This is a genomic window from Candidatus Phytoplasma asiaticum, from assembly GCF_015100165.3.
Classification (GTDB): Bacteria; Bacillota_I; Bacilli_A; order Acholeplasmatales; family Acholeplasmataceae; genus Phytoplasma; species Phytoplasma citri.
In genome coordinates, this window is the sequence record NZ_CP097206.1 from 429,434 (window position 1) to 455,406 (window position 25,973).

Consider the following 25,973-nt stretch of genomic DNA (forward strand, 5'->3'; position numbering starts at 1 on the left):
ATCTAACTTCTAAAAATATTTATATCAATATATATCGATATAAATATTAATCATTAAATAGTAAATAATAATTATCTTTTGTAATTATTAAATATATTTTGAATAATTTTTTTTATTTTAGAAATAATTTTATTTATTTGAGCAATTCAAAAATGAAACCAAGATGAATTAGTTTTTGATTTTTGATTTAATTTATCTAATTCTTCCAATTGTTGAAAAAGTTTTTTTTGAGTATTCGATAAATTTTGTGGTGTATAAATTTTAATAATAACATAATGATCACCTAAACTAGAAGGAGAATTAACATAAGGAACACCTTTATTTTTTAATCTAAATTTAGTATCAGTTTGTGTACCAGCAGGAACTTTTAATTTAACATCGCCATGAATAGTATCAACATTAATAATTGTACCTAAAGCTGCTTGGTAAAAATTAATTAATACTGAAGAAAAAATATCATTACCTTTGCGCTGAAAAATCTTATGAGATTGAACCTCGATATCCACATACAAATCTCCACTAGGTGTTCCTGAAGGCCCTTGATGCCCTTGATTTGGAGATTTCAATGTCATGCCACTTTCGACTCCAGCAGGTATATTTAAAGTCACTTTATGCTTACTTTTTACTAGGCCAATACCTTGGCAAAAAACACATTTATCTAAGATAATTTTTTTTTGACCACTACACTCAGGGCAAACTTGTTTTGAAACACTTACAAACCAACCTTGTTGAGTATAAGAAATATAACCAGATCCTTTACAAACGTGACAAACCCTAATATCATTTTTTGTTTTTGCCCCTGTACCATTACATTTTTCACATTGTTCTTTAACATAAAATTCAATTGATTTTTGAGTACCTAAAACAGCTTCCATAAAACTAATAGTTATTTTTATATTATGATCTTCACCTTTAGAAGTTTGACGATTACTTTTTCTACGACCGAAAAAACTCGAAAAAATATCTTCAAATTCATCAAAATTAGCACTTTGAAAACCTTGAAAATCACTATTAAAACCTTGATTATTAAAACTATGGCCCATTTGATCATACTGAGCTCGTTTATCGGTATCACTCAACACTTCGAAAGCTTCTTGTATTTCTTTAAATTTAGCATCAGCATTAGCTTCTTTACAACGATCAGGATGATATTTTTTAGCAAGACTTCGATAAGCCCGTTTGATATCATCCAAATTAGCATCACGTGATAATCCTAAAACTTCGTAATAGTCTTTTTTTTGTTTCAAAATAAAACTCCTCGTTGTAATACAATAAATAAAATTTAATAAATAAACCAAAAAAAGTTATTAAGATCTTTTTTTGGCTCTTTATTAAATTTATTATTAATTGTTTATATTATTTTTTATCTTCAAACTCGGCATCTACTACTTTATCTTCTGACTTAGCAGCTTCTTCAGTAGTATCTTGATTTTGATTTTCTTTGTTGGTTTGTTGTTGTGCTTTTTGATAAGCTTTTACAGCTATTTGTTGCGAAGATTTTTCCAAAATACTTAATTTTTCTTTAATAGAATCATAATCATCACCTTTTAAAGCTTGTTCTAAATCTTGAATTTTAGTTTCAATATCATTCTTTTCTTGTTCTTCGACAGAATCTTTCAAAGATTCTAAAGTTTGACGAGTTTGGGAAATAAAATTGTCCGCATCATTACGTAACACAATACGTTCTTTTTGAAGTTTATCTGTTTCTGCATTTTTTTCAGCATCTTTTATCATTTTTTGAATTTCTTCTTCGCTTAAACCACTACCTCCCGAAACAGTAATACTATGTTTACGATTAGTACCTAAATCTTTAGCGGAAACAGAAACAATACCATTGACATCAATATCAAAAGTAACTTCGATTTGAGGAATACCTTTTGGAGCAGGAGGAATACCTGTTAATTGGAAACTACCTAATAATTGATTATCTTTAGCTAATGCTCTTTCTCCTTGTAATACATTAATATCAACGGAAGATTGATTAGCTACCGCAGTAGAAAAAATTTGAGATTTTGATGTCGGTATAGTAGTATTACGTTCAATTAATTTAGTAAATATACCACCTAAAGTTTCAATACCTAAAGACAAAGGAGTTACATCTAATAAAACAATATCTTGAACATCACCTCTTAAAATTCCTCCTTGAATAGCTGCTCCTAAAGCGACAGCTTCATCAGGATTAACACTTTTATTTAACTGTTTATTTCCTAATTCTTTAGTAACTAATTCTTGAATAGCTGGAATTCTTGTAGAACCACCCACTAAAATAACTTGATCAATTTGTGATACTTGCAATTTAGCATCTTTTAAAACTTGTCTTAAAGGAGTTACACAACGATTTACTAAATTTTTAGTTATTTCATTAAATTTAGTTCTTGTTAGGGTATATTCTAAATGTAAAGGCGTTTGATTAGCAGACATAGTAATAAAAGGAAGCGATATAACTGTAGATACAACATTACTTAATTCTTTTTTAGCCATTTCAGCAGCTTCTCTTAAACGTTGCAAAGCAGTTAAATCTTTATTTTGTTTTAAATCAATTCCATTTTCTTCGCGAAAAATTTTAACTAAAAAATCTACAATAGCATCATCAAAATTATCACCACCTAATACATTATCACCTGCAGTAGCTAAAACTTGAAAATTACCTTCTGCAATATTTAAAATAGAAACATCAAAAGTACCTCCGCCTAAATCGAATACTAAAATATTTTGTTCTTTTTGAGTGTTTTTATCTAATCCATAAGATAAAGCTGCTGCTGTAGGCTCGTTTATAATTCTTTTTACTTCTAAACCAGCAATTTTACCAGCATCTTTAGTAGCTTGTCTTTGGGCATCATTAAAATAAGCAGGGACAGTAATAACAGCTTCTGTTACTTTTGTTCCCAAATAATCTTCAGCTTGTTTTTTTAAATTTTGCAAAATAATAGCACTAATTTCTTGAGGAGTATATTTTTTACCATTATACTCTTTATAATAACCTTTTTTACCCATTTCTCTTTTAATCGAAAGAATAGTATTAGGATTAGTAACCATTTGACGTTTTGCGGCTTTACCGACAATAATTTCGTCTCCTTTAAAAGCTACAACAGAAGGTGTAGTTCTATCGCCTTCAGAATTAGTAATTACCTTCGGTTGCCCATTTTCCATACAAGCAACACAAGAATTTGTAGTACCTAAATCTATTCCGATAATTGGACTTAAATTTGTATTTTTTTTAGTCATTATTTTTATCACTCCATTCATTTACTCTTACCATAGCTGGTTTTATAACTAAATCTTTATATAAAAAACCTTTTTGTAAAACTGAAATATTAATACCATTAGGTTGTTTTGGATCTGATATTTTTTCTAAAGCATAATGAAAATTCGGATCAAATTTAACACCTAAAGCTTTAATTTCCTCGACTCCCTCCTTTTGTAAAATATCTTTCACTTGTTTATGAATCATTTTAAAACCTAATAAAAAAGATTTAACAGATTCATCTACATTAGGCATTTCTAAAACCTTTTCAAATTGCTCTAAAGGAACTAAAATATTTTTAATAAAATCTGTTAAAGCATATTTGATTTCTCTATTCGTTTGGACAGTAATACGTTTTTTAAAATTATCAAAATCAGCTAAATATTTTAAATTATCATTTGTTCTTTGTTGATTTACTTCTTGTAAATTTCGTTTAAGATCAAAATTTTCTTTTTGTAAAGAATTTACTTGTTGTTGTAATGTTTGTAAATCTTTTTCATTTGAAATAAATTTCTTTGATTCAGAATTAGTAATAGCATCTTCATTATTTTCTTTATTACTACAACTACAATTTGAGTTAGAAGCTTCTTTTTTATTTGCGTGAATATCTGAAGATACACCATCGGAAGAAATTTTATTTGATTGGGTATTGTCTCCTTGGCAAGAACAATTATTTTCATTTATATTTTTATTGTTGTTTTTTTTCTTATTATTAAGATTTTGTTTTAAATGTTCTTCAGAATGCATAAATTTTCAAATTAAACTCCTTATTCTAAAAATTTAATTTTTACTGCTTAATATTATTTACGAAATTCTTCCCAACTATCAGAAATTAAATTTGTTTTACTGTAAAAAGTTTGAGACAAATTTACAGATAAATATTCCAAAAGAGGAATAACTTCTGGATAAGCCATAGTCATCGGTCCTAAAACCGCAATAAACATTTTTTGATCAGGAAATTTTTTAATTTCGCAAGGAATAGAGATAATAGCGAATTTATGACAAGATATCCAACGTATTCGATTATTAAATTTAAAAATATATTTATGAGCATCAAATAACATTTCGTTTAATTTATTAGTATCTAAAATGTGCAAAATTTCTTTCATGGTATTGCTATCCGCCCAGCTAAAATTATTAATTAAATTATTAATACCATAAATATGTGAATTATTCGAGTTAAAACTATAAAAAATTTCTATTAATATATTAATTAATTTATCAAATAAACGTGAATTGCAAAAATTATTTTCAATATTTCTTTCTTGCAAAATTTTAATAGATTCACACAAATACTTATTGAATAATATATTATTTATAATAAAAATAATATTCTGCAAATTTTTAAAATTAAAACTATTACAAGATTCTAAAAAAATACTTTGATAACGTACTTGACCATGATTAGTAATTATCAACAAAATAGCTTTTTCTGGACTTAAAAAAAATACATCAATTTTAGCCACTTTGTGGGTAGTTAAGGCGTCAGGAAAAGCTAAAATCACAAGATAGCGAGTCACATTTCCCAATAAAGTTAAAGTTTCTTTTATAATAGTTTCTGTATTAAAATTTTTATTTTTAAAAATATTTTCAAATAACGAAATTTGTTGCAAAATATCATGATTACGTGTAATCAAATGATTAAAATAAAAAACATATCCTTTTAAAGAAGGAATTCTGCCGCTAGATATGTGAGTTTTACATAAATAACCTTTTTTTTCTAATTGGGCCATATCATAACGAATTGTGGCACTAGAATATTTTAAATAAGACAAACATGATAAAAATTTCGAACTAATAGGTTGTTGATGTGCTGAATGATGCTCAATAATAGCTTTTAAAATTAATCTCTCTCTATTCGAAATCAATTTGTAAATCCTTGAAAAAAATATAACTTTTCATCACCATCACCATAATAGTTTATCTTCTATTCTTTTAAATAAAAATCCCTAACCTCTTATTTATATGGTTTAGATAATTTAATTATTAACACTTAACTAAAATTACTAATCAAGAATAATTTAAATCATGAACTATTTATTACTTGAATTTTTTCGAATAATATTTTAGAAAAATAAAAAACGAATTTAAATCATATCATTTAAGATATTTTGATTATTCTTGATTAATTACAAATCAAACTATTTTTTATTAAAACCAAAATAAATAAAATAATTCTAAATTATTTATGAAAATTGAAACGAAAATTGAAATTAAGTTATTTATTCAAATTGAAATATAATCATAATTTTAATAAATTAGCACTCATCAATCATGACTGCTAAGATTATTCTAACTAATTAAACAACTGCTTGTCAAGTATTTATCGATGAAAATAATTTATTTCATCCAAAAATAAAATAATTTAGCACTCAATTATCATGACTGCTAAATTTATTCTATTATTTTTAAAACATTATGTCAAGTATGTAAAAACATATTTCTTAAAATTTTTATTATATAATAATAAATGTATCTTATGAAATCGAGTAAAATAATATTTACTTCAAATTCGCTAATTAATTTATAATTAACTAACAATTCTAATGATAATTAAAGAAAAGGTTTGATTTAAAATACATAAATAACATGAATATTTTTCGTATAAATAAAAAAAATTATTTATTAATATCAGTTCATTTATTAATATTAATAGTTTGTACATTTTATTATTATAATTATAAACAAACATTAATTTCGGCTACCGATAACATATTAGTTAAATATGCAACTTCTAACGACGATATTATTAATAAAGAAAAGAAAAATAAATACACAATTATTAAAGATATACAAAATAAATTAAAAAAAATATTTGACAACTCACAAATTAATAATAATATTTTTCCCAAAATCAAAAAATATGATTTTCATAAAGGCGAAACAGTTTATGGTTTTACGTTGGATATTAATGATAATATTAAACCTTTTCAAGAAGGTATTATAAGCGAAGAATATGACAAAAATCAATCAAATGATCTATCCATTTCTATTAAAGGCAAAAATAATAAAATTTTTTTCAATGAAGAAGGTGAATTTATTGGAATTTCATACCCTAAACAATCTCAAAAAATGGAAATAAATTATATTATTCCTTCGAATAGTATTTACAATTTTTGCCAAATAGTAAATAAATATTATATCTGCTTAAATCGAAATAATTTTAATACCGAATATGACAATAATATATATCTACCAATATACGATTCAGATTCATATAATTTATATGATGACTGCGAAAGTGCAACAGATGAAGATGATAATATACCTGATTCCGAAATTTCAAAAACATCCGAAATAAGAAAATTAATACCTTTAGAAATCGAATCAGAAACAAATAATCCAGAACAAAATATAAAATTATTAATTAAATTAAATAAAAATGGAAAATTTAACGGTTTAATACAAATAATAGATGACAAATATATAGATTTAACAGACCCATTTTTTAAATTCTTTAAATTGAATTATATAGACGAAAATGCTATAAAAGAACCAAAAAACCCACCATATCCTGAAACTTTCATAGAAAATATATCAAAAATAACTTTTTCAATTGAATTTACAAATTTTTTAGGTTCAGGCTTTATTTACAAAATTGAACAAATTCCCAATACTAATAATTATAAATACTATATACTTACTAATACACATGTTTTATTACCAGCCGAAAAAGAAAATGCTAAAATTAAAATTTATAATTCTTATTTTAATTCTCACAAAGATGCAGAAATTTTTACTATTATAGATAATTCTGAAGGTTTTGATGATATAGGTATATTAACTTTTACAGATAACAATCATAAAAAATATAAAGAAATTAAAAAAATTCTCAAAACGGCTTTTCCAGATAAATTTATAAAACCTGAAATTCAACAAACAGTTTATAGTATGGGATCTCAAGAATCATTTAAATCAGAAAATTTATTTTTACCAAAATCAAACGAACAACAAACAAGATCCATAAAAAGAAATTTATTAAAAAAAGGAGATATTACCCAATTAAACGAAGCTATTATTTCTTTTAATATAGAAATAGATCACGGAAATAGCGGAGGTCCTGTTTTTGATGAAAAAGGACAAATTATTGGTATGAATCGTAATACTATCAATAATCCTATAGCAACAGATAATTTTTCACATGCTATTAATATTTTGCACATTCAAAAAAGACTAGAAGAAATTTTTTCCCAACACCAGAACAATCCTAACAATATAAAAACAATAACTTCTTTAAATAGTGAAAAACATAAAAATTATTTAATGCAAAAAATTACTAATTTTAAACAAAATTTTAACAATCTCGAAATTAATCAAGATCAGGAAACACCAAATATTATATTTTCTATAGATGAATTAACTGATTTAACTAATAAAAACCCTATTTCATTTCCCTTATTAAAAAATTATCCCAATAAATCAAAAATAAAATTAAAAATTAAACTAGTTTATAATTATCACCAACAACAAATAATATTAATAGATCCGCAAAAAGAATATATCGAATTATATGCTGATATTGACAATAAAAATAAATCAAAAATTAATCTAAAAATAATTAGAAAAAATAAAAATAATAAAATTATTGATTTATTACAATATTCTTTAGATAATCATCATTATTTATCTAATAAAGACAGTGCTTTTATATCTTTAAAATTTATTGATTTAACCAAAACTTCTGTTCATACTACAAAACAAAAAATTATGGATTCTTTAATTGTTTGGCACCAAGATAATAAAATAAGCGGCAACGGAATCATCTTTAATAAAGTAAAAACTAAAGATAATCAATATATATATTATGTTTTATCTAATTATGAAGAAGAATCTGACAATATTTTAATAAACTTATATAATTTTTTATATAAAAGACTTTTGCAAGATAAAAACGAAATCATTATATACAACTCAGATCAAGAAATTTATAAAAAGGAAGAGGGTACGATACATAATATCTTTCCCAACGAAAATAACCTTATTTTAATGACATTTAAATCTTCAGAAAATTATCCGGTAGTCCAGTTTAAAAAAACTTCAGATCTTAGAGTAGGCGAAGATATTTATTATCTTACAAATTTAGATAATTATGATCATAATCCTCAAATGTTTAAAAGTCAAATAAGTAGCATAATAAATAAAAATAGTAATTTTGTATTCGATTCTGTATTTAATTTAAAAGAAAAAATTAAAAATATAAATTTTATATGTTTTGATAATGAAGGTAATTTTATAGGTATTAATTTTTTTAAAAATTCAAATATAAATATACCAGAAAACTTTATTCAAGCTAAATTAATATCTGATGTTCATTTAAAAAAATTATTCAAAAATAATATATTTAAAGAAAATTTAAATATATTGATCTCTGTAACATTTATATTTATGCTCATGATAATCATATCTGTCAAATTATATCCGATAATTTTGGAATATAATAAGTTATAAATCATTAAATTAACATTTTCAATTATCTATTATATATCCACAATTATAATAAAGAATTGATAATATTAGTTACTTCATAATTAATTTGTGAAGTTTTTTTTTCTTTATAATCTAAATAAGAAAGATGATGATGTATAAATATTTCTACTTTTTTTCTTCTAAACCAACATTTATGACGCATATTATGAATTCCTTTACAAGTTATAGGCAAAATATCAGCTTGATTTTGAATAGAAATTTTATAAGCGCCATCTAAAGAGTGATTAATATTATCGGAAATAGGATTAATAATACCTCCTTCTGGAAAAACTAACACAGCTAGTTTATGTTGAATTATTTCTTTAGCTTTTTCGAGAGATTTTAAATTATCTCTACTATTACTTCTATTAATTTTAATACAATGAGTAGCATCAAAACAAAACCTTAAAAACCAACCATACCAAAAATTATTATAAAGTTCATCTTTAGGGGTAAAAGTAATAGGGCGAGGGAATATAGAAGCTATTATAAAAGGGTCAAAATTACTTTTATGATTAGTATAAACAACTAAACGATTATCTAAAGGGATTAAATGATAATTATACACTGAAACTTTAATACAAAAAAAACGAACAATTAATTTCGAAAAACTTTGAACTATTTTCAAATGATAAATATTGTTTATAGATTTGTTTTTAATATATCCTAAACTTAAAAATAATAATAATAAATTGATTAACCAAGATGTTAAAATAGCGCAAATAAAACCAATCAAAATACCAATTATTTTTATAGGAAAAATCATAATAAAATAATACCAGCAAATCAAAAAAATTATTATAAAAATAAAACTAAACATATTTTTTCTCGCATTTCTTTTAAAAATAAATTAATAAGTTAAAAAAATATAAATGTATATGAAGAAAATAAATTTACATTAATTTATTAAAAAAATATTTATAAATTTAGTTTGTTAGTATCAAAATAATTTAATTATTAAGCTATTTTGATTATTTTTTTACAAACTTTAGATATAATTATTTCAAAAATAAATAATAATAAAATTATAATAATTTTTATTATTTTTAATTTATTTTTTATCAAAAGTAAATAATTATTTTAAATTTTATTTAAATTCAACACAAAAGAGGATTTTATTATGACAGAACATTATACTTTAAAACAATTATTTAAATCTTTATTTATTTTTCTAGGTCGTATAATAAAATATTTAATTATCTGTTATTTTACTAACTTAATTTCATTATTTTTATTTTCATGGATTCATAGCATCATTATAGATGTATATTTATATCTTTCTAAAGCTATTTCATTTCTCCAAATAATTAAAAATGCTGTAAATTTAAGAAGTAAATTGCAAACCTTTTTCTTTAAAACTTTACTTTTCTTCTATATATAGTATTCATTATTTAAATACATAAATTAATTTAAATCAAATCTGTGAACAACTTTCAAATTATTTATTTAATATTAAGAATAAAAAAACTGATACACATAAAATTAATTATAAAATCATAATTAATAACTAATATAGATTTTAAAAATTCCAAAATCATTCTTATTTGATCAATATTATTGCAAAATTAATCAAAAAAAATGCAAAAATTATGACAAAATAAATTGCAATATTATAATAAAAAACATAGAAAATTTCTAAAAAAATATAAATTAAAAATTAACAAAGATTTGATAATAAATATTTAGAATATTACAATAATACAAAATTGATAAATACAAATTAAATAAAAAAAATATTTTCTTCTATTAACAATGAAAATAATAATTTTTTAAAAAAATTAAAACCAATCAATTTCAAATATTAATATTACCTCACCTCTTTATTAAAAATAAAACCAAGATTTATTATTAATTTATTTAGGAAAAACTAATATGAATTAATATAATAATATAAAAATTTTATTAATTAATAGAAAAATCAAGAGATACACACATAAAAACTTTTTAAAAAGTTTTATCAATCAATGCGCAATTCATAGATAAAAAATCAATCACGCATATCAAAATGTTTATAATAAATATAGATACTAAAAAAACAGCAAAAAAACAAAAAAACACTCCTATTATTTTTCCAACAATACCAGAATATTAATAAAAAAACGCCAAACTACAAAAAAACTATCACAAATACCAAACTAAATACATTCATTAAAATTAACCCTTTTATAAGAACAAAAATATAATATTTAAATAATTATTTAAAATCTTTAATTTAAAAATACATTCAATAACTTTATCCAAATTTTAAAATAATAAATCATTATTTCAAAAATAATTACAAATAATTATTTACTTTATTATGATAAGTAGCAAAAATTAATTCTTCTATAATAAGATATTCTTTTAAAATATATTTATCTAAATTTAAATACGGAAAATAAATATTTCCCGAAAAACGTCGCAAGATATAAGTTAAATATAATATATTTACATAGGGCAAGGCTAATTGATAAATTTGCCTACCTCCAATCACGAAAATTGATTTTGATGTTTTATGAAAATTTTGTAAAAAAATTTTAACATCATCAACTTGTTGAATAGAAATATCATCGCGATGATATAGAGAAAAAATATTAGAAAAAGAAGTGGTAGCCAAGTAGATTGATTTAAAAGGAAATTTTTTATTTTTATAATAAGAACATAAAGATTGATATGTTCTTAAACCCACTAATACTCTTTGATTAGTCACTTTTCTTTTAAAAAAAGCTAAATCTTGAGAATAATGCCAAGGTAATTTTTTATCATTACCAATCAAAAAGTTGCCATCTACAGCCGCTATTAAACTAATCATACTGCTATTTCTCCTTTTAAAGTTTCGTGCGCATCATAATTATGCAAACAAATATCTTTAATAGTAAAATCTTCGATACAATGAATATTTTTATTTAAAGTAATATAAGGTAATGGTTTAGGAGAGCGTTTTAATTGAATTTTAATTTGAGGAATGTGATTAAGATAAATATGAGCGTCTCCTAAATTATAAATTAATTCATAAGCCTGTAAATTAGTAATATGAGCGATTAAACATAATAATAAACTATAGCTGCTAATATTAAAGGGGATTCCTAAAAATACATCTGCGCTTCTTTGAAAAACTTGTAAAGATAATTTATTTTCTTCGACATAAAACTGCATTAATATATGACAGGGAGGCAAAATCATTTGAGATATTTCCGGAGGATTCCAAGCAGAAATAATTAAACGCCGTGAATAAGGATTAAATTTAATATCACTAATTACTTGTTTTAATTGATCAACTCCTGAAAAATCACGCCATTGCTTTCCATAAATCGGTCCAAGATTTCCATATTTTTTAGCAAAATTTTCATCTTCTTTAATTTTATTTATAAATTCCGATAAAGTTTCGTTTTTAAAAAAAGATGATTTACGATATTGTTCGTAAGGCCATTCATTCCAAATATTAACTTTATTTTCAACTAAATAACGAATATTAGTATCTCCTTTAATAAACCATAATAATTCATGTATCACTAGATTAAAATTAATTTTTTTTGTCGTTAATAAAGGAAAACCTTGAGTCAAATTAAAACGCATATGATAACCGAAAATACTTTTAGTTAAAATTTTAGTACGATTATCACGTATATTACCATATTTTAAAATAGTACGACATAAATTTAAATATTTTTTCATATTAATAACATATTTAACCTTTTGCTCGAAATTAAATTTTTATAAATTAAATATTTTATGATTTTATATTTCATTTTCAAAAAAATTATGCTATAAAATAATAAAATATTTATTTATATAAACTATTTATATAAAAAATTAATTGGCGGAGGAAGAGGGATTCGAACCCTCGCATCTAATAAGATCTACACGCTTTCCAAGCGAGCCCCTTTAACCAAACTTGGGTATTCCTCCGAAATAATACTCTTTATTAATTGCAAATTTTTTCAAAAAAAATTATAAAACACCCTTTATTATAAAAAAATTATAAGCAAATTTCCTAGTCCTAGATTATCCTAATATATTCTGAGAACTAACTTTGTATCAAATCAATTATTACTTTGCATGATAGATTATCAAATAGGATAATTAAGCATCATACTCCACATACTTTCTACAATTAATCTAGCGGTCAGTATAATTCATAATAGATAGAAATAACAATTGTTAATTATCCAAAATTATTAGCTAAAAAAAGTAGCAGAAGATCTCCCCTCCTCTAAAAATCGTTTTATAAATTTAAATTCTTTCTTAATGTTTAATCATTTTGAATGGATTTATCCTTATTTTTTTTTATATATCTTAATTTTATACTTAGAAATTTAGATTTAGACTTTTCCTTTAAGTAGAGTTTTTACGGTTTTTTTTAAATACTATTGGCAGAATTTATTTTAACCATGTAAGATAATAACTATATTCCTTTGTGATCAATCATTATCTGAAATTTGTCTTTAATAATAGTTAGTTTTAACATTATTTCAACCATTAAGTGACTTGATTTTATCTTCTTAGTTTTGCACCTAATGTTCCTTTAACACCGACAATAATCATTATTACGGGTTGAACTTATTCTACTCAAAGGTTAAAATTTAGATTCAGAAAATAAGGAAATATTTGATAAAAAAGAGGAGGTAATGTTCTTGCTTTATTAGCACTAATTATTGATGAGATAACACAATATTTAAGGTCTTTGAACGCTCATAAAAGGATTAAATTATTTATTTACTCTATATTAGCTTCATTATTTTTATTCGAAATAAAAGATATAACATCCCGAGCAATAGTTAATTCTTCATTAGTAGGAATAATTAAAATAGGAATAATAGAATTTTTGCTAGCAATATTTCTCAATTTAGGACCATTTTCGTTTAATGTTGGTTCTAAAAAAATATTTAAAACTGCTAATTTTGAAATAATTTCTGATCTAAAAAAAATGGAATTTTCTCCAACACCTGCTGTAAATACTAGAGCATCAATACCTTCTAATGCTACATAATAACTGGCAATATAATCAACAATTTTCTTAATTTGAATCTCTAAAGCTAATTTAGCCTTAGCATTACCTTCTAACATCGCTTTTTCTAAATCTCTGCAATCGTTAGAAATTCCTGAGATACCTAATAATCCAGATTTATTATTTAAATCATTAATCACTTCTTGAGAGGTTTTATTTTCATAACTAGAAATTAAAGCAACAATAGCAGGATCTATGTCTCCGCTACGCGTACCCATCGGAACACCAGCTAATGGTGTAACCCCCATAGAAGTGTCTACTGATTCTCCTTTACTATTAACGGCAGTAATAGAAACTCCATTTCCAGCGTGGCAGATAATTAATTTTAAATTAGATTTTTCTAAAAAACGTTGTGCTTCTTGAACAATAAAACGACAAGAAGTACCATGGGCACCATATTTACGAATTTGATATTTTTTATACCATTCGTAAGGTACTGCATATAAAAAATTAGAAGCTTTAATGGTTTGATGAAAACTAGTATCAAAAACGCCTACATGAAGAGCTTTAGGTAAAATTTGTTTAAACAAACGAGCACCCAAAATATTAACCGGATTATGCAAAGGAGCTAAATTATTTAAACTTTCCAATTTATCAAGATTTTCATCTGTTAAAATAATAGAATTTGGAAATAATTCGCCACCTTGAACAATACGATATCCGATTCCCTTAATTTCAGTAATTTCTTTAATGATTGATAATTCAATTAATTTTTTTAATAATAAGTCAATAGCTAATCGATGATCAGCAATAACTATATTTTGTTTATAAATTCGATCTAAAGTTTTAATGGTAAATATAGAATTCACATTACCGATTCGCTCACATAAACCACTACATAACATTTTTTCTGTAACCATATCAATTAATTGAAACTTCAAAGATGAACTACCAGAATTAACAGACATAATTTTCATAAAAAAACTCCTAAAACTCTTTTTTCTTGTAATTAATAATATAAATAAATAAAAAACTATTTATAAGTAAAAAATAATCAGATCAATAAATAAATAATATATCCATCTAAAATCCAAATTATTTTTAATTTATTAAATTAGATTTTTTTATTTGAATAAATAAAATTTATCATAATATCATCAATAAATGTTAATAATTCTCTTAAATTATGCGCTTTATTCAAAGCACATACTTTCGCTTCTTTCGAACATATAAAACATAATCGAGAATTCGGCGGATAAAACAAATTTCGGGAAATATTTTCATGTTTTAAATTAATAATATCTAAATCAACTAAACGAAAACAAATATGAGTTTTTTCTAAAATTAAAAAATTTTTTTTAATTTCCATTAATTTTGTTATTTCTGCAGTAATCAAAATTATATTAACATAAAAACCAGCTTTATCAAATAATATTCTAAAATTATTACAACCTAAACATATTTGTTTTGTTTGTAAAAAAGGTATTATAATGTTTTTCATAAATAAATTAAAAAATTCGAAATATAAAGGTTTAAGTTTAATGATCCCTGGAATATTCAAATTAATAGTTAACAAACCTTTTTGATAATAATTTAACATTTCAAGTTGTAATATATATCTTTCTTCTTTAGCTTTTAAATATTTCTTAATCATTTTAGAAAACATAATAATTATACAAACCTAAATATAATAACAAAAATTAAAATAAAATTATTTTTTATTTTACTTTATAAACAGTATCAATTAAAGTGCCATCACGATACTCAATCAAAGCAATAACACGATTAGTATCGTAATCAATTGGCAATGGTTCGCCCACAATACTATAAGCCAAGTCACGTAATTCGCGAATATCTTTAACAACTATTCCAGCCGACTTTAACCACATAAGTAAATCAGTTCTTATCGGATTTACAGCAATACCTAAATCAGTTACCAAAACATCAATAGTATTTCCCGGAGTAACTATTGTTTGTACACGATCCACTATAGAAGAAATTCGTCCTCGAATTAAAGGAGCAGCTACAATAGCAATTTTACTACCATATGCTACATCACTATGACCACCAGAAGCTCCGCGTAAATATCCATCATTTCCTGTAATAACATTACAATTAAAATTAACATCTATTTCTAAAACACTTAAAATACCAAAATCTAATTTATTAACAGCACAACCTTTAATAAACGGATTAGCATAAAAAGAAGCCGACATTTCTAAATGATTCGGATTGTTTTTTAAAGAATTAACCGCTTCTAAATCAAAAGACTGCACATCTAATAGTGTATTAACTAACCCTTCTTTTAATAAATCTACTTCTAATTTAATAATCCCCCCTAAAAAAACAGAAGCTTTTATTTGCTTACGTCTCATTTCATCAGATAAAATTACTAAAGATGCTTGAGAAGCCCCGCCAGTACCTGTTTGAAAAGAAAAACCATTTTTAAAATAAGGCGTGTTTTTAATAACTTTAACAATATTTTCAGCAATAACAATTTCTTTAGGATTAAATTTAGAATGAATTTCTCCTGAAGAAATTTTTTTATTATCACCAATAACTTCTACTTTAACCACATAATCCACATAAATTTGCGGAATAGAAATAGGATTATTCGGATAGGAAACTAAAGTGTCTGTAATAATAATAGTTTTATCAGCATATTGAGCATCTACAATAGCATAACCTAAAGATCCTACACAAGAATCACCTACAACACCATTAGCGTTACCCATTTCATCACTACTTGAAGCAGCTAAAAAAGCAACATTAATAAAAGATTGCCCTGTAGTAATAGATCGTGCTCTACCGCCATGAGATCTAATAATAACAGGTTTTGTTAAGAGGCCTTCAGAAATAGCATTTCCTAACTCTCCCCTTATAGCTGAACCTTCCAAAGAAGTTACAATACCATTTTTAATATATTCAATAAAACAATCATGAGACTTCGTAAAAGAAGAAGCTAAAACAGTTAAATTTTTAATATTTAATTTTTTGATAGCTTCCATAACTTGTTGAAAAGTTTTATCACCATGCCTAAAAGCATGATGAAAAGAAATAGTCATACCATCTTTCAAACCACTTTTAACAATAGCTTCTTCTAAAGAATTTAAAACTTTATTATTTAAATTATTTTTAATTTTAGTCATTGAGCCAACGCTATTATCATTATTTTTACAATCATAAAATGAATTATTATCTAGTTTTTTTTCATTTTTCTTAAATTGTTCTCTCATTTAATTATTCCTTTTTTTATTCATTAACCATTTAAAAATCACTTAATTTTCTTAAATATTGTTTAATCAAAAAACTATTTAAATAATTTTTTATTTGAATAATATTTATTTATGTAGAAAAAAATGCAAATATTAAACTAATAAAATATCTCAACAAAAGTTCTAACTTATTCAAAATTAATTTAATCTATCATTTAAAATCCTTTATTATTTTGAATTTATTAGTAATACAAAAAAAATAACAAATAAATCTTTATTCATCTTCTATGTTAGGATTTGAAATATTAGCTTTTTGTAAAATATTTTCCGAATATTTTATAACTGGTTTATCAATCATTTTGCCATCAATCGCGAATACACCTTGGTTTTGTAAACGATTTTTTTTATATAAAGTTAAAATTTTTAAAGCTTCTTGAATTTCTTGATCACTAGGTCTAAAAACTCGATTAAGAATAGGTAATTGATTGGGATGTATGGCAGATTTACCATTAAAACCCATTTCTTTTACTAAAATAGCTTCTTTTTCTAAACCTTCCAAATCAGAAACATTATCATAAATGCAATCAATAGCATCAATATCAGCAGCTCTAGCTGCATGCAATATCATTTGGCGAGCGAAAAACAATTCATGACGATTAATAGTTTTAGTAGCTTGCAAATTTAACATATAATCAACACCACCCAAAGCAATTCCTACTACTCGCGAAGAAGATAAAGCTATTTCAAGAGCATTTAAAACTCCTTTAGCGCTTTCTATAGCGCAAAAAATAACAATTTTAGAAGATTTATTATATTTAGCCTCAATACTTTCGATATCTTGGATAACTCGTAAAACTTCTAATTTCGATTCAACCTTCGGTAAACGGATAGCATCTAATTTTTCATTAGTTACCATAACTTCCAAATCTTTCTGATAAAAAGGAGTATCAAAAGCATTAATTCTTACCATAGTTTCAATGTTAAACCTATAATAATCCAAAAAACTAATCATATTTCTAGTTAATTCGCGTGCGGCATCCTTTTCTTCAACAGCAATAGCATCCTCTAAATCAAATATCACACTATCCACCTGATAAGAAATAACATCTTTAAATAAAGCAGGGTTGTTGCCAGATACGGATAGATTAATTGCGTTTTATGCAGCGATTTATCTTTGCTGTTTTATTTACAATCAGCCCCCGTCCAAACCGGACAAGCAAGTTTCCAAGCATCCGGCTTTCCATAATTCACTCTCTCTCGAGAACTAATTTCCCCTCACGGTTGATTAGCTATTTAATTCTTATTGTTCTTGTTTTCTAATATCGTGTATTTGTTAATTGGTTATCTTCTGATGACAATCTTGACACAATACTTCAGTTCTTTTATTCCCGACCCTGTGGCGATGCGCGTTACGAATCATCCCAATGTGATGAATTTGCAGTGGGGTTGTTTTGTCGCAGTTATCACAACGTTCTGCTTTTAGACGGTCAGTTAAATTCGTACGACTTTGGAATATAAATCTATTAATGGTAATATCCGAATTTCCCTTATAGTTACACATTTTTTTAATTCTGTTCCAAGAATAAACATCCCACGGTTCGTAATGGGTTTTTTCTTTATTAAGATAAGAAATACACCCAAGTTGAACCTATCTTGCATTTCTTCCGAACTCTGGCAATTGAAGTTTTCCGTTTCCTTGTCAGTATCTTCAAACAGCTATATTCAGCTAGATAACTTAAATAGGTCAACATAGCTAAAGTATTGGATATATCTCATCAATGGTTTTATTATCAATCCCGGAGGTACCCGCGCCTTCGTTAGCGGCAATTTTATTAAATGCGGTTAACTTATTATAAAAGTTATTCATTCCTTATTGTAGTTCTCTTTTTGAAGAGTAGCCATTTGATGAACAATATTGAATTTTATCCCGTGTTCGCCAAAGTTTAGTTTCTATTGAAACCGTTGTTGACATAGTATATCAATCCCTTTCTTGATGCCACTGAATAAATAGTAAATTACTTTCTTCTTTCGCCCTATAAGAGTCGTTAACTCTTTTCTCGGTAAGCCGATTAACTAAATTATTCCAAATTTAGGTTTACCCTTACGACTACTAAAAAGATTCTTTATCCTTGACCATCCAGACTTTCATTTCCAGATTAGTAAACTTAATTACTTAGTTTTAGGATTCTCCAAGTTACACTAAATTTCGACCTTAATTCCTTAGGGGAAGTATCCTCTTTAGGAGGCTGATTCCAGGTTTTTCTGATAAACTACTCAATACTCGTACCTCATATTAGTAGGATCTGGACTGTTCGTTTCAGCAACTTTCGAGACAGGTTTGTTAAATACCTCAATTTTTCCTTCTTAGGCCATCTCAGGCTTGCCCGTAGAATTATTTGGTGGCGGCGTCTTCTTGACTAATTTGCTTTCGTCGCAACCCGCTTTTATGGTCTGCTGTAATCTGACATTCTTTCGTTTGTCAGACCGACCATCTCCTTTCAGAGTTTATCAACCCTGGCTATTGGTTAGATAGCACGAAATTTAGGCCTCTTTGGCACCCGTACAAATAACATGGTTTTTCTATTTTTTTTCATTTTTATCCTCGATATTATTTTTTGTATTTCAAAATTAAAAAAATTTTATAATAGTAAGACATAAATCAGGATTTAGAACGCTCTAAAGCGACTAAAATACGTGATTTTAACACAATTTCTAAAGCGCCTTGATCTTGTATTAACACTTTGCAACTAGTAACATTATTATCTTTTAAAATTTTCAAAGTTAAAGTTCGCATTTGTTCTCCAAATTGTTTTTCAAAAGGTGATTGAATAAAAATTTGTATAATATCAGCTAAATTAGGTTCTATAGTGACTAAACAATCACTAGAATTGAGAGAACCACAAAAGGCTCTTTTTATAATGGGATTTGATTTATTATTATTTATCATTTTTCAATCCTCTTTTTTTAATCACGTTTTTAACTATATCAACATATTTAAAAGCTAAATGAGCTATTTTAGATTCATCTACTATATCCACATCGCGATCGCTACCTAATTCACCTGTAATACCAACCGCTAATGCACCTGCTTCAAAATAATCTAAAATGTTTGATAAATTAATACCCCCTGTTGCTAAAATAGGCCAATTAGGAAAAGGATCTCGAATTAAGGATAAAGCTTGAGATGTAAATGCAATACTTGGATACAATTTCAATAAAGAAGCACCTTTTTGAATAGCTAGATACATTTCATTAACACTCATAACTCCAGGAATGTATAAAATATCATTTTGGATAGACCAATTTAAAATTTCTTCGTTATAAACAGGAGAAACCAAATATTGCGCTCCTGCTTCTAAAGCTGTTTTAGCTTCTTTTAATGTTAATACAGTACCAGCTCCAATCATTGCTTCGGGATATTGCAAACTAATTTCTTTGATTATAGAAAAAGCTTGAGGAATAGTTAAAGTAATTTCGGCAAAACGAAAACCATTTTCTAATGTATTTTTTAAAATTTTATAAGCATTATTTTTAGTTTTCGTACGGACAATCACACTTAAAGGATTTTGTTTTAAATAATAAATTTTTTTTTGAATATTTTGCACTTGACACACTCCATTTTTATTAATTTTAGTCAAAAAATATATTTTTTGACTAAAAACTCAATATTCATAAATATTATTCAACCGATTTACACAAAATAAAAAATAAGTTACAACAGATAAATCAGCACAACCCCCTGGAGAGATTTTATAATTTACATAGTAATCATTTTTAGATAAAATAGCTTTTTGAAAGTTATAAAACCCATAATTTTCTAAAATATTTAACCATGATAAAGCTTTTTTTTGTATTTTTTTAAAAAATGAAAGACCAATTTTATTAATTAAAGTTGTATCTTCGATAATACTCATATAAAAAATTAATAAACATAAATAAAATTCTTGAGATTTTAAATAAGGATTTTTTTTATAAATACGTAAAATAAAGGGTAAACCTTGAAAAAAAATTTTATAATAACCCGCTAAAGCTTCTCCGCGTGCTCCCGTAATTCCAAATTTTGTAAAAATCTTTTCACCAGGAGTTTTATTGCCAAAATATAAAAAATCTTTAAGTAATTCTTTAGTTAATTGACATGTTTGAAAATGCCAACGAGAAAAAGGAATATTATTAAATAAACTATAAGACACTATATAATAAATAATGCCGAAAGAAAAAATTAAACCTTTATGAGTATTTATATTATTAGTCGCCTTAAACATGCGTTTTTCTTGTTCTACGCCTAATAATCTTAATTTATGAAAATTTAATGATTTATATGATAAAACTAAATTATAAATATGATAAAAATAAACACTAAAAGTTTCTTTAGACTTTATAAAAAGATTAAAATTCATATCTTGATGAGATCCGCAACTATTTATAGAAACTAAACCTAAGGAAGGATAACATAAAAGCTCAGTTTCTAATACGGATAGATTAATTGCGTTTTATGCAGCGATTTATCTTTGCTGTTTTATTTACAATCAGCCCCCGTCCAAACCGGACAAGCAAGTTTCCAAGCATCCGGCTTTCCCTAATTTACTCTCTCTCGAGAACTAATTTCTCCTCGCGGTTGATTAGCTATTTATTCTTATCGTCCTTATTCTTTTAATATCATGTATTTGTTGGTTTGTCACTTTTAGGTGACAGTCTTTACACAATACCTTGGTACTTTTATTCATGATACTTTGGTGGTTCGCATTGCGAACTGTCCCAATGTGATGAATTTGAAGTTGGGTTGTTTTATTGCAGTTCTCACAACATTCCGCTTTCAAACGGTCAGTTAGATGCGTGCGACCTCGGAATATAAATCTATTAATGGTAATATCCGGATTTCCCTTATAGTTACGCATTTTTTTAATTTTATCCCAAGAGTAAACGTCCCATGATTCATATTGAGTCTTTCCTTTGTTAATATAGGAAATACCCCAAGTTGAACCTGTCTTCAGTTTCTTTCGAACTCTGGCAATCGACGTTTTTCGTTTTCTTGCCAGCGTTTTCAAACAGCTATATTCGGCTAGATAGTTTAGATAGGTTAAAACACCGAGATTGTTAGCCAAACAAAAGTATTGGATAATTCCTCTAACGATTGTTTTGTAGGTTCGGATTATCTCTAATTCGTCTCTACCCGCTAATGTTTCGTCGTGTTTTACCTTTCCCTCTTTTAACCAATTATATTCGTGTCCATATTCTTTGGCTCTCATTTTGGGAACTTGGATTTGAACTTTACCGTTTAAGGAATTCTTTGTAGTTTTCCTTTCACGTGTTTTATTGGTTGTTTTAACCTTAATCAAGTAGGATAGAAACCTAGTTCCTTTGCTGGCCTTGACAATTTTTGATTTGTCCTTACTAATGGTAAGTTTCAAATCTTGCTCTAGCCATTGTGTTACTTGATTCTTAATCCTTTCGGCTTTGTCATACTCGCCTTTAACACCAATAATAAAATCATCAGCATAGCGGATGTATTCGACTCTTGGTTTTGGATTTAGGTTGATAGAACTATCAATCCCCAGTCTCTGGTGCTGGTTTTTAGTCCATGCTTTCCAATATTCTGGGTTCCCTTTCTTAATTGGCTTTCCTTCTTTAATCAGTTCCTCCATTTTTAGGTCAATGTAATGTAAATATACATTGGCTAATAAGGGAGAAATGATTCCTCCTTGGGGGGAACCAGATAAAGATTCATTTTTGATTCCGTCCTTCATGAAGCCGGCTTTTAACCATTTATTAATGGTTGAGAGGACTTTATTCTTTCTGATGAACCGATTTAAGGTTCTCATGAGAATCTCATGATTGATCGTATCAAAGTAGCCTTTTAGGTCGATTTTGATAATGTAATCAATTCCTTTAAATCTTTGTTTGACGCGTTTGATGGCGTCGTGGCAAGATTTTTTGGTTCTAAATCCAAAGCTCCATTCTGAAAAGATATTTTCAAAATAGGGAGTTAAGAGTTGTTCAAGACATTTTTGTATTAGCCTGTCCTTGATAGTAGGTAGCCCCAGGGGTCTGGTTCCTTTATTATCACTAGGAATGAGAATTCTTTTAACTGGTTTGGGGTTGTAATCATTATTGACATATTCCTGATGGTATCTTTCTAGTTTCCCTAGATTAATTCCATCAATGGTTTCGTTGTCGATTCCGGGTGTGCCCGCCCCCTTGTTAGTAGCGATTCTGTTGAATGCTGTTAACGTGTTATAGAAGTTATTCATTCCTTGTTGCAGCTCTCTTTTTAGGGAGTAACCGTTTGATGAACGATGTTGAATTCTATTCAATGTTCGCGAAAGTTTAGTTTCGAGTGAAACAGTTGTTGACATAATATATCAACCCCTTCCTTGATACCATTGAATAAACAATAAATTACTTTCTTCTTTCGCCCTATAAGAGTCATTAACTCTCTTCTTGGTAAGCCGATTAACTAAATTATTCCAAATTTAGGTTTACCCTTACGACTACTAAAAAGATTCTTTATCCTTGACCATCCGGGCTTTTATCTCCGGATTAGTAAATTTAATTACTTAGTTTTAGGATTCTCCAAGTTACGCTAAATTTCAACCTTAATTCCTTAGGGGAAGTATCCTCTTTAAGAGGCTGATTCCAGGTTTTATTTATATGATAAACTACCCAATATTTGCTATATATATTAGTAGACTCTGGACTGTCCGTTTGAGCAACTTCCTAGACAGGTTCTCTTATTACATCAATTTTCCTTCTTAGGCCATCTCAGGCTTCTCCATAGAATTATTTGGTGGCGGAATCATCTTGACTAATTTGCTTTCGTCGCAACCCGCTTTTATGGTCTGCTATAATTCGGCATCCTTTCGTTTGCTAAACCGACCATATCCTTTCAGAGTTTATCGGCTCTGGCTGTTGGTTAAATAGCACGAAATTTAGGCCTCTTTGCCGCCCTAGCAATAAGAGCTAATTTAGTTAAATATTCCATTTTTTTAAAACATTTACCAATAGATAACATTTATCAATTGATAAAGTAAAATAATGGAAAAAAAATACTAGCTACAATTACTGTTAAATCTCCACCAAGACGAGTAGATATTTGTGCATAAGGAGATAATTCTAAAGAATCAGAAGCTTCCAGAATAGCTAAATTACCTGCACCACCAATGCTATTAGCACAAAGTCCAGCAGCAATTGAAGCTTGAACCGGATAATAACCCATTTTATTACCAATTATAGCCGATGTTAAAGCAGTAGTTAAAACGCAAATAATGCAAGTAAACAAAAACGATAAATTAGAAATCCGATTAATAATCATTAAAATATTAATATTAATACCGACAACTACTAAAATACAAGATGAAAACGATTGAGTAATAAATTTAGAGGCTTGATTAATATATTGAATATAATTATCCGAAATCAAATCAAAAAACTTAATTAATAAAACTAAAATAACTAAAAAAATAATAGTAGGAGGTACGTATTTTTCTAAATTAGCAGATGGCCATAATTTCAATAATAAACTTCTAAAAATGCTACTTAAAGCATACAAAGCAAAAATAATCAACAAACCCATTTTCATATTTAAAAAACTTAAATTTGAGTTATTATCTTTTTTTTCATTTTTGAGATGATTAAATTTATCAGCATTTAATTTATTTATATTCTTATCTAACTCACCATCAGGACTACTATATTCCGAATTACCAAAAAATTTTTTAATTAAACCACCAAACATAACACTTAAAATACCACCAATTAACAAAGAAGTAATAATGTGGTTTTTAAAAGCATCTTCAAAACGAACTATTCCTTGTGAAAACACTTTTATCAAAGGAATAATTCCACATGTTAAACCGCCACACGAAATAGGAACAAAAATAAAAAATATAGCATCTAAAAAACTATTACGATGGCTACCAGGAACGCTATCTATACCACCAATAGGTTTTAAAAAAATGCCTAAAATTCCTGTTACTAATCCAGAACAAATTAAAGATAAAATAACCAAAAATAAAAATTTAGGACCATTTTTTTTTAAAATAAATTTATCAATACTCAAAAGACTACCGCAAACCAATGAAGCAACAAAAAATTCAGAAAAACCTATATTACTATTTTTATTAAAAAAAGATATTCTTTCGCGAAATGCATTTTGAAATTGCATCAATGACGTTTCAAAATTACGAGGAAAAAAATTATAATTAAATAAAAAAGCTGGTAATAATAAACAAAAAATTGCTCCTCCACCCATATCTTTTAATATGGGTATTTTTTTACCTATTACTTTTAATATTTCAGCAAAAATCATAGTAAACAAGAGAACTGAAATTAAATTATGCCAAGATGAATTAAATTGTCCTTTGGCAGAATCATAAGATATCCAAATATGCATTACAGAAATACTCAATAAAAGTAAAGCAAACTCAATCGAAAAACCTAAAATTTTTAATTTAGGTTTTTTATGAGAATTAAAAATTGAATCATTAATAGAACTATTTATATTCATATATAAAAGGCTACTTCCTATTTTTTTATTCAAATTATTTTAAAATAATCAAATAAATATATTGTTGAAATCAAAAATATTAAAAATATTAATTTTTATTTATTATTTGTTGAATGTTTTTAATAAAACATTAGCAAAATCTAAAACTGTCCAAGGAGATTGTGAAGTAATAAAATTTCTGCTTACAACTGTCATTTTATCAGGACAATATTTCCCTTCTTTAATATAAATTTCATATCCAGGAAAACAAGTAAAAGAATGGTTTTTTAATAAATTTAATTTTCCCAAAAATGCAGGAGCTGCACATATAGCTGCAATAATTTTACTAGAATCTGAAAATATTTTAATTACATTTAATATTTTTTGTAAAGAATCATGTTCATTTTCTATAACATTCTTTACATAAGGACCGCCTGGTATAATTAAAAAATCATATTTATCATAATTAACATTTTCAGAAATATCAGCTTTAACCCTTAATTCCGATGCAGAAACAACATTTAATGAATCATTAAATGTAAAAGTAGTAACATCAAAACCATTTTTTTTTAATAAAGCTCTTGTTGCCAAAGCTTCGCAATCTTCAAAACCATTTTGTAAAATTAATAATCCTTGCAT

20 protein-coding genes and 1 tRNA gene are annotated in these 25,973 nt (G+C 26.0%); 1 reads left to right on the forward strand and 20 read right to left on the reverse strand.

Annotated features, from left to right (window positions below; genetic code table 11):
- Window positions 1–146 precede the first annotated feature (146 nt).
- The 4 genes from dnaJ to hrcA all read right to left on the reverse strand — a co-directional run bounded on the left by dnaJ (window position 147) and on the right by hrcA (window position 5,112).
- Window positions 147–1,247: a molecular chaperone DnaJ gene (dnaJ, locus tag H7686_RS01840; protein ID WP_193621840.1), complete on the reverse strand. Its 1,101-nt coding sequence runs from the start codon at window positions 1,245–1,247 to the stop codon at window positions 147–149.
- A gap of 109 nt (window positions 1,248–1,356) precedes the next feature.
- On the reverse strand, window positions 1,357–3,225 hold the full coding sequence (dnaK, locus tag H7686_RS01845; RefSeq protein ID WP_193621839.1) for a molecular chaperone DnaK: 1,869 nt from the start codon (window positions 3,223–3,225) through the stop codon (window positions 1,357–1,359).
- The gene (locus tag H7686_RS01850) at window positions 3,218–3,991 is read right to left on the reverse strand and encodes a nucleotide exchange factor GrpE (RefSeq protein WP_193621838.1); all 774 of its coding nucleotides are present in this window, start codon (window positions 3,989–3,991) and stop codon (window positions 3,218–3,220) included. The genes dnaK and H7686_RS01850 overlap by 8 nt, the downstream gene beginning before the upstream one ends.
- Before the next feature lie 53 nt (window positions 3,992–4,044).
- Window positions 4,045–5,112, reverse strand: coding sequence for a heat-inducible transcriptional repressor HrcA (hrcA, locus tag H7686_RS01855; RefSeq protein WP_193621837.1), 1,068 nt, complete (start codon window positions 5,110–5,112; stop codon window positions 4,045–4,047).
- Between the two features lie 721 nt (window positions 5,113–5,833).
- Here hrcA and H7686_RS01860 point away from each other — a divergent pair.
- Window positions 5,834–8,692 (forward strand): S1 family peptidase, encoded by a 2,859-nt coding sequence (locus tag H7686_RS01860; protein WP_193621836.1) that lies wholly within the window; start codon window positions 5,834–5,836, stop codon window positions 8,690–8,692.
- A gap of 43 nt (window positions 8,693–8,735) precedes the next feature.
- Here the strand turns inward: H7686_RS01860 and H7686_RS01865 are convergent, their stop codons facing one another.
- The 16 genes from H7686_RS01865 to H7686_RS01940 all read right to left on the reverse strand — a co-directional run bounded on the left by H7686_RS01865 (window position 8,736) and on the right by H7686_RS01940 (window position 25,973).
- Window positions 8,736–9,476, reverse strand: a complete 741-nt coding sequence (locus H7686_RS01865) for a lysophospholipid acyltransferase family protein (RefSeq protein WP_249175840.1) — start codon at window positions 9,474–9,476, stop codon at window positions 8,736–8,738.
- Between the two features lie 1,509 nt (window positions 9,477–10,985).
- Window positions 10,986–11,501 carry a dihydrofolate reductase gene (locus H7686_RS01870; RefSeq protein WP_193621834.1) on the reverse strand — a complete coding sequence of 172 codons (516 nt, stop codon included), beginning with the start codon at window positions 11,499–11,501 and terminating at the stop codon, window positions 10,986–10,988.
- A complete protein-coding gene (locus H7686_RS01875; RefSeq protein ID WP_193621833.1) occupies window positions 11,498–12,364 on the reverse strand; it encodes a thymidylate synthase in 867 nt (288 codons plus the stop codon). The genes H7686_RS01870 and H7686_RS01875 overlap by 4 nt, the downstream gene beginning before the upstream one ends.
- Window positions 12,365–12,507: 143 nt before the next feature.
- Window positions 12,508–12,598 (reverse strand) — tRNA-Ser (locus H7686_RS01880).
- Between the two features lie 807 nt (window positions 12,599–13,405).
- Window positions 13,406–14,614, reverse strand: coding sequence for an acetate kinase (locus H7686_RS01885; RefSeq protein ID WP_193621832.1), 1,209 nt, complete (start codon window positions 14,612–14,614; stop codon window positions 13,406–13,408).
- A 137-nt stretch (window positions 14,615–14,751) separates the two neighbouring features.
- The gene (locus tag H7686_RS01890; protein ID WP_193621831.1) at window positions 14,752–15,303 is read right to left on the reverse strand and encodes a citrate lyase holo-[acyl-carrier protein] synthase; all 552 of its coding nucleotides are present in this window, start codon (window positions 15,301–15,303) and stop codon (window positions 14,752–14,754) included.
- 52 nt (window positions 15,304–15,355) lie between these two features.
- Window positions 15,356–16,873: a citrate lyase subunit alpha gene (gene citF, locus H7686_RS01895; RefSeq protein WP_193621830.1), complete on the reverse strand. Its 1,518-nt coding sequence runs from the start codon at window positions 16,871–16,873 to the stop codon at window positions 15,356–15,358.
- Window positions 16,874–17,126: 253 nt separating this feature from the next.
- Window positions 17,127–17,942, reverse strand: a complete 816-nt coding sequence (locus H7686_RS01900) for an HpcH/HpaI aldolase/citrate lyase family protein (protein WP_444517533.1) — start codon at window positions 17,940–17,942, stop codon at window positions 17,127–17,129.
- Between the two features lie 243 nt (window positions 17,943–18,185).
- A complete protein-coding gene (locus H7686_RS01905; RefSeq protein ID WP_193621829.1) occupies window positions 18,186–18,413 on the reverse strand; it encodes a hypothetical protein in 228 nt (75 codons plus the stop codon).
- Between the two features lie 58 nt (window positions 18,414–18,471).
- Window positions 18,472–18,603, reverse strand: a complete 132-nt coding sequence (locus H7686_RS01910) for a hypothetical protein (protein WP_444517534.1) — start codon at window positions 18,601–18,603, stop codon at window positions 18,472–18,474.
- Window positions 18,604–19,511: 908 nt separating this feature from the next.
- A complete protein-coding gene (citD, locus tag H7686_RS01915; RefSeq protein WP_193621828.1) occupies window positions 19,512–19,799 on the reverse strand; it encodes a citrate lyase acyl carrier protein in 288 nt (95 codons plus the stop codon).
- Window positions 19,789–20,457 (reverse strand): bifunctional 4-hydroxy-2-oxoglutarate aldolase/2-dehydro-3-deoxy-phosphogluconate aldolase, encoded by a 669-nt coding sequence (locus H7686_RS01920; protein ID WP_193621827.1) that lies wholly within the window; start codon window positions 20,455–20,457, stop codon window positions 19,789–19,791. The genes citD and H7686_RS01920 overlap by 11 nt, the downstream gene beginning before the upstream one ends.
- A gap of 57 nt (window positions 20,458–20,514) precedes the next feature.
- Entirely contained in the window at window positions 20,515–21,336 is an 822-nt protein-coding gene (locus H7686_RS01925; protein WP_193621842.1) for a triphosphoribosyl-dephospho-CoA synthase, read from the reverse strand.
- Between the two features lie 135 nt (window positions 21,337–21,471).
- Window positions 21,472–23,205 (reverse strand): group II intron reverse transcriptase/maturase, encoded by a 1,734-nt coding sequence (gene ltrA / locus H7686_RS01930; RefSeq protein ID WP_444517535.1) that lies wholly within the window; start codon window positions 23,203–23,205, stop codon window positions 21,472–21,474.
- Between the two features lie 659 nt (window positions 23,206–23,864).
- Window positions 23,865–25,355, reverse strand: a complete 1,491-nt coding sequence (locus tag H7686_RS01935) for a 2-hydroxycarboxylate transporter family protein (RefSeq protein ID WP_193621825.1) — start codon at window positions 25,353–25,355, stop codon at window positions 23,865–23,867.
- A 102-nt stretch (window positions 25,356–25,457) separates the two neighbouring features.
- Window positions 25,458–25,973 carry a DJ-1/PfpI family protein gene (locus H7686_RS01940; protein WP_193621824.1) on the reverse strand — a complete coding sequence of 172 codons (516 nt, stop codon included), beginning with the start codon at window positions 25,971–25,973 and terminating at the stop codon, window positions 25,458–25,460.

Coding starts and splice junctions, on each gene's coding strand:
- dnaK (WP_193621839.1), bottom strand. CDS start 3,225: ATGACTAAAAAAAATACAAATTTAAGTCCAATTATCGGAATAGATTTA.
- H7686_RS01850 (WP_193621838.1), bottom strand. CDS start 3,991: ATGCATTCTGAAGAACATTTAAAACAAAATCTTAATAATAAGAAAAAA.
- H7686_RS01860 (WP_193621836.1), top strand. CDS start 5,834: ATGAATATTTTTCGTATAAATAAAAAAAATTATTTATTAATATCAGTT.
- H7686_RS01865 (WP_249175840.1), bottom strand. CDS start 9,476: ATGATTTTTCCTATAAAAATAATTGGTATTTTGATTGGTTTTATTTGC.
- H7686_RS01870 (WP_193621834.1), bottom strand. CDS start 11,501: ATGATTAGTTTAATAGCGGCTGTAGATGGCAACTTTTTGATTGGTAAT.
- H7686_RS01875 (WP_193621833.1), bottom strand. CDS start 12,364: ATGAAAAAATATTTAAATTTATGTCGTACTATTTTAAAATATGGTAAT.
- H7686_RS01885 (WP_193621832.1), bottom strand. CDS start 14,614: ATGAAAATTATGTCTGTTAATTCTGGTAGTTCATCTTTGAAGTTTCAA.
- H7686_RS01890 (WP_193621831.1), bottom strand. CDS start 15,303: ATGTTTTCTAAAATGATTAAGAAATATTTAAAAGCTAAAGAAGAAAGA.
- citF (WP_193621830.1), bottom strand. CDS start 16,873: ATGAGAGAACAATTTAAGAAAAATGAAAAAAAACTAGATAATAATTCA.
- H7686_RS01905 (WP_193621829.1), bottom strand. CDS start 18,413: ATGTGTAACTATAAGGGAAATTCGGATATTACCATTAATAGATTTATA.
- H7686_RS01910 (WP_444517534.1), bottom strand. CDS start 18,603: ATGTTGACCTATTTAAGTTATCTAGCTGAATATAGCTGTTTGAAGATA.
- citD (WP_193621828.1), bottom strand. CDS start 19,799: ATGATAAATAATAATAAATCAAATCCCATTATAAAAAGAGCCTTTTGT.
- ltrA (WP_444517535.1), bottom strand. CDS start 23,205: ATGTCAACAACTGTTTCACTCGAAACTAAACTTTCGCGAACATTGAAT.
- H7686_RS01935 (WP_193621825.1), bottom strand. CDS start 25,355: ATGAATATAAATAGTTCTATTAATGATTCAATTTTTAATTCTCATAAA.
- H7686_RS01940 (WP_193621824.1), bottom strand. CDS start 25,973: ATGCAAGGATTATTAATTTTACAAAATGGTTTTGAAGATTGCGAAGCT.